5 protein-coding genes are annotated in these 4,466 nt (G+C 75.7%); 4 read left to right on the top strand and 1 reads right to left on the bottom strand.

Features of this window, described 5'->3' with window-relative positions:
- Nucleotides 1-107 precede the first annotated feature (107 nt).
- Nucleotides 108-272 (bottom strand): hypothetical protein, encoded by a 165-nt coding sequence (locus tag ACFXA3_RS36505; RefSeq protein WP_385194444.1) that lies wholly within the window; start codon nucleotides 270-272, stop codon nucleotides 108-110.
- A 229-nt stretch (nucleotides 273-501) separates the two neighbouring features.
- Here ACFXA3_RS36505 and ACFXA3_RS36500 point away from each other — a divergent pair, with 229 nt between their 5' ends.
- From ACFXA3_RS36500 to ACFXA3_RS36485, 4 genes are all read left to right on the top strand, one after another.
- Nucleotides 502-1,797 carry an NYN domain-containing protein gene (locus ACFXA3_RS36500; RefSeq protein ID WP_385194441.1) on the top strand — a complete coding sequence of 432 codons (1,296 nt, stop codon included), beginning with the start codon at nucleotides 502-504 and terminating at the stop codon, nucleotides 1,795-1,797.
- Nucleotides 1,798-1,905: 108 nt separating this feature from the next.
- On the top strand, nucleotides 1,906-2,904 hold the full coding sequence (locus ACFXA3_RS36495) for an ABC transporter ATP-binding protein (RefSeq protein WP_385194439.1): 999 nt from the start codon (nucleotides 1,906-1,908) through the stop codon (nucleotides 2,902-2,904).
- Between the two features lie 98 nt (nucleotides 2,905-3,002).
- A complete protein-coding gene (locus tag ACFXA3_RS36490; protein WP_385194446.1) occupies nucleotides 3,003-3,791 on the top strand; it encodes an ABC transporter permease in 789 nt (262 codons plus the stop codon).
- Nucleotides 3,792-3,849: 58 nt separating this feature from the next.
- A partial coding sequence (locus ACFXA3_RS36485; protein ID WP_385194436.1) for a hypothetical protein occupies nucleotides 3,850-4,466 on the top strand: 617 nt, incomplete at its 3' end.

The following is a 4,466-nucleotide window of genomic DNA, read 5'->3' as shown; positions in this document are numbered from 1 at the left end:
GGTCGCTCTTTTTGTTTATACGACACCGCCCCCTTTCGGGGCCGCAGGTTCTCTCGGGCGCGCCCTGTGCTGGGGGCGCGCCCTCGTGCGTGCTGCTCGCGGAGGCGTCAGTTGTGGCCGAACTTCTTCTGCTTGCCCTTGCGAGCCATGTCCATCGGACTCGGCGAGCCGCCCGAGGGCTCGGACACCGACTCCGAGCCCTTCGTCGGATCCTGCGACGACGAGCGGGCCTGCTGCTTCTGTTCGTGCTGGCGGTTCTTGTTCTTGGCCATGGTGGAGCCTCCGTGAGGGTCTAGGGGCCAGGACCGCCTTCACCCTCACACGGCGCCACAAACCGCGCATTTTGGATCTTTACTGCGCGCAGCCGGGAGCCCCGGGGGCGGCGGGCGCCGGATCCGCCACGCCGATGATCGAGTTCCGGCCGTCAACACCCTTGCGGTCGGGCAGACTCGGGGCACCCGCGACACACACAGAGGATCCCCAGGGAAGAGGGTGGTACGCGTGGACCGCTGCGTCGTCCTGGTGGACGCCGGCTATCTGCTGGGCGCCGCCGCCAGTCTTCTCGCGGGGGAGCCCTCCCGCTCCCGCATCACCGTCGACCATGCCGCTCTCATCCAGGGCCTGCGCGAGCGCGCCGAGGCCGACACCGAGCAGCCCCTGCTGCGCATCTACTGGTTCGACGGCGCACCCGACCGGGTGCCCCAGCCCGAACACCGGCGGCTGCGCGTCATGCCCCGCGTCACCGTCCGCCTCGGCGCCCTCACCCGCAGCGACGGCCGCTGGGCGCAGAAGGGCGTCGACGCCGCCATGCACGCCGAGCTCACCGAACTGGCCCGCAACCGGGCCTGCTCCGACGTCGTGCTCGTCACCGGCGACGGGGACCTGCTGCCCGGCCTGATGTCCGCCAAGGAACACGGCGTCGCCGTCCACCTGTGGGCCGTCCAGGCCGCCGACGGCGACTACAACCAGTCCGAGGACCTCGTCGCCGAGGCCGACGAGCGCCGCGTCCTGGACCGGGCCTGGATCACCCGCGCCGTCCGCGCCCGGGACCTCGCCGGGCTGTGCGCCCCGCCGCCCGCGCCCCGCCCCGAGATCGCGGCGATCCTCTCCGCCCCGCTGCCCGAGGCCGCCCTCGCCGAGGCCGCCCGCAGCGCCGGCGGCAACGGCTCCGGAGCACCGGCCGACGCCGGGCCCGAGGCCGGCGGAGCGCCCGTGCCCGCCCCCGCGGCCGGCGGCAAGACCGTACCCACGCCCAAGGACCTCGCCGGCTCCCTGCGCGCCCCCGGCCAGCAGCCCGGACCCCCCGGCGGCCACGGCGGCACCCCGCCCCCGGCCGGCAGCGCCCTGCGCTGGTCCTCCGACAAGGGCTGGATCGACCGGGCCGGCCCCCTCGGCGAACCCGCCGAGACCGCCTCGCTGCCCACCCTCGCCCAGCTCACCAGCGCCGAGCAGCGCTGGGCCGACCGCGAGGAGGACATCACCACCGTCGGCGGCGACCCCTTCGAGGTCGGCCAGGTGTTCGCCCGGCGCTGGATGGAACGCCTCCCGGAGACCGTCCACCTCCAGAAGCTCGCCACGATGTACCCGCGGATCCCGCACCGCATCGACGGGGAGCTGTTGCGCTACGCCGCCCGGTTCGGGCTGCTCGCGCACAAGGACGACCAGATCGACGAGCACGACCGCTACGCCATCCGCGCCGGGTTCTGGCGGGAGATCGACGTCCGCGCCGCCGCCGAGCACGTCCCCGGACCGCCCTCCGCCGTGCCCGCCGCGCCGACGCCGCCGGCGGCCGACTAGACGGGTCCCGGGGCGTCGGGGGGCACCTCCCGGCGGTGGCCGGACGAAAGCCGCGTAGGCTGCTCCCTCGTGAGTACGGGCACAGCATCAGCACAACCGAGCACGGCAGTGGCCGCAGACGCGGCGGCGGACGTGGTCTGCGCGGTGCGTGACCTGGTCAAGACCTATCCCGCGGTACGGGGCCGGCGCGGGGCTCCCGCCCTGCCCGAGACCCGGGCCACCGACGGCATCAGCCTGGACGTCCGGCGCGGCGAGATCTTCGGCCTGCTCGGCCCCAACGGCGCCGGCAAGTCCACCCTGGTCCGCCAGCTCACCGGCCTGATGCGGCCCGACTCCGGCGCCGTGACCCTGCTCGGCCACGACCTCGTGCGCCACCCCGAGCGGGCCGCCCGGCTGCTCGCCTACCTGGGGCAGGAGTCCACCGCCCTCGACGAGCTCACGGTGGCGCTGGCCGCCGAGACCACGGGCCGGCTGCGCGGACTCGACGCCCGCACGGCGCGCGCCGAGCGGGACGCCGTACTGGAGGAACTCGGGCTGACCGCGCTCGCGGGGCGGCCCCTGAAGAAGCTTTCGGGCGGGCAGCGGCGGCTGGCCTGCTTCGCCGCCGCACTGGTCGGGGAGCGGCCGGTCCTGGTCCTCGACGAGCCCACCACCGGCATGGACCCCGTGGCCCGGCGGGCCGTGTGGGCGGCCGTGGACCGGCGGCGCTCCCGGAACGGGGCCACCGTCCTGCTGGTCACGCACAACGTCATCGAGGCCGAGACCGTCCTGGACCGGGTCGCCGTCATCGACCAGGGCCGGGTCATCGCCTGCGACTCCCCGGCCGGGCTGAAGGCGCGGGTCTCCGACGAGGTCCGGCTGGAGCTGGTGTGGCGCGACGGCGCTCCGCTGGACGTGCCCGAGGTCGCGCGGATGCAGGCGGCCGCCGTCGTCTCGGGCCGCCGCTGGGTGCTGCGCCTGGCGCCGGACGAGGCGCGCACCGCGGTGGCCGCGGTCACCGGCGGGCCGGCCTTCGCGGCCCTCGACGACTTCACCCTGGCGACCCCCAGCCTGGAGGACGTGTACCTCGCCCTCGGCGGCAAGACGAAAGGGCTGGTGAAGTCGTGAGCGACCGCACTCCGGGCGCCGTGGCGGCCGCGACGGCCGCGACGGCCGTGACGGCCGTGGCGCAGACCGCCGGTCCGGTGCCGGCGACGGCCACGCCGATCAGCCCCGGGTCCCGCCCGGCGCAGAACCCTGCGGCGCCCCCCGCGCCGCGGGCCCGGCTCTTCCCGGCGCTCGCCGCCGTGTACCGGGCCCAGCTGTCCCGGGCCCGGGTGGCGCGGATCCCGCTGCTGTTCGTCGCCACCTTCCAGTCCGTCGGGATCATGATCCTGATGCGGGGCGTGGTGGACGGGGGTTCCGAGGCCCGGGCCGTCGTCGCCGGATCCTCGGTGCTGGTCGTCGCCTTCGTCGCGCTGAACCTGCTCGCGCAGTACTTCGGGCAGCTGCGGGCCGGCGGCGGGCTGGACCACTACGCCACGCTGCCCGTGCCGCCGGCCTCGGTGGTGCTGGGCGCCGCCGCCGCGTACGCCTCCTTCACCCTGCCCGGGACGCTGGTCACCGCCGTCTTCGGGTGCGTGCTGTTCGGGCTGCCGATGAGCGGGCTGTGGATCCTGGCCGCGGTGGTGCCGCTCGCCGGGGCCGCGCTGGCCGGGCTCGGCGCCGCACTCGGGCTGCTGGCCCCGCGGCAGGAGTTCGCCACGCTGGCCGGACAGCTCGGCATGTCGGCGGCGCTGCTGCTGGGGGTGCTGCCGCCGGAGCGGATGCCGGACGTGATCGTGTGGGCGCGGGACCTGCTGCCCTCGACGTACGGGGTGGAGGCCTTCGCGCGGACCTTCGCCCCGCACCCCGACTGGGCGGCGGTGGGGCTGGACCTCGGCGTGTGCGGGGCCGTCGGGGTGCTCTCCCTGGCCGTCGCGACGTGGGCGTACCGGCGGGCGGCGGTCCGCTGACGCCGACGTGCGGCGGTCCGCTGACGCCGACGCGCCGGGCACCTGGCACGATGTGGGGGTGACCGAAGCCCTGACCACGCCGTCCCCGCACGAACCGCCGCAGCCGCCCGCGAAGCCGGAGGGCTCCGCAGGCATCACCGCGGGGGACGTCCGCGACGGAGCAGCCGTGGCCCTGGCGACCGGAGCGGCCGGCGTGCTGCTCGGGCTGCTGTGGGCCTGGCTGGCGCCGAAGACGCAGTACGTCTCCAACGGCGAGGCGGTGTTCCTGCGGAACACCGAGAGCGAGGCCCGGATGGGGACCGACGGCACGTTCTTCCTGCTGTCGGTGGGATTCGGCGTGCTGAGCGCCGTGCTCGTCTTCCTGTGGCGGCGCCGGGGCGGTGTCCCGCTGGTCATCGGTCTGGCCGTCGGATCCGGCTTCGCCGCGCTCGTGGGCTGGCGGCTGGGGCTGTGGCTGGGGCCGTCGTCGGACGTGGCCGCGGCCGCACTGAAGGCCGGGAAGGGCGTGCCGTTCGATGCGCCGCTGCAGTTGCTGGCGCGGGGGGTGCTGCTCGTCTGGCCGATGGTCGCCGTGGCCGTCCACCTCGGGCTGACCGCGCTGTGGACCCCGCACGACCCGGATCCCAACGCCCAGCCGGCCGCGCAGGGGGCCAACCCCGCGCCCCACCTCCCCAC

It is taken from the genome of Streptomyces sp. NPDC059456 (assembly GCF_042750055.1).
Taxonomy (GTDB): Bacteria; Actinomycetota; Actinomycetes; order Streptomycetales; family Streptomycetaceae; genus Streptomyces.
The sequence above is the reverse complement of the archived record's forward strand: the minus strand, read 5'-3'. Positions and strand labels throughout refer to the sequence as shown.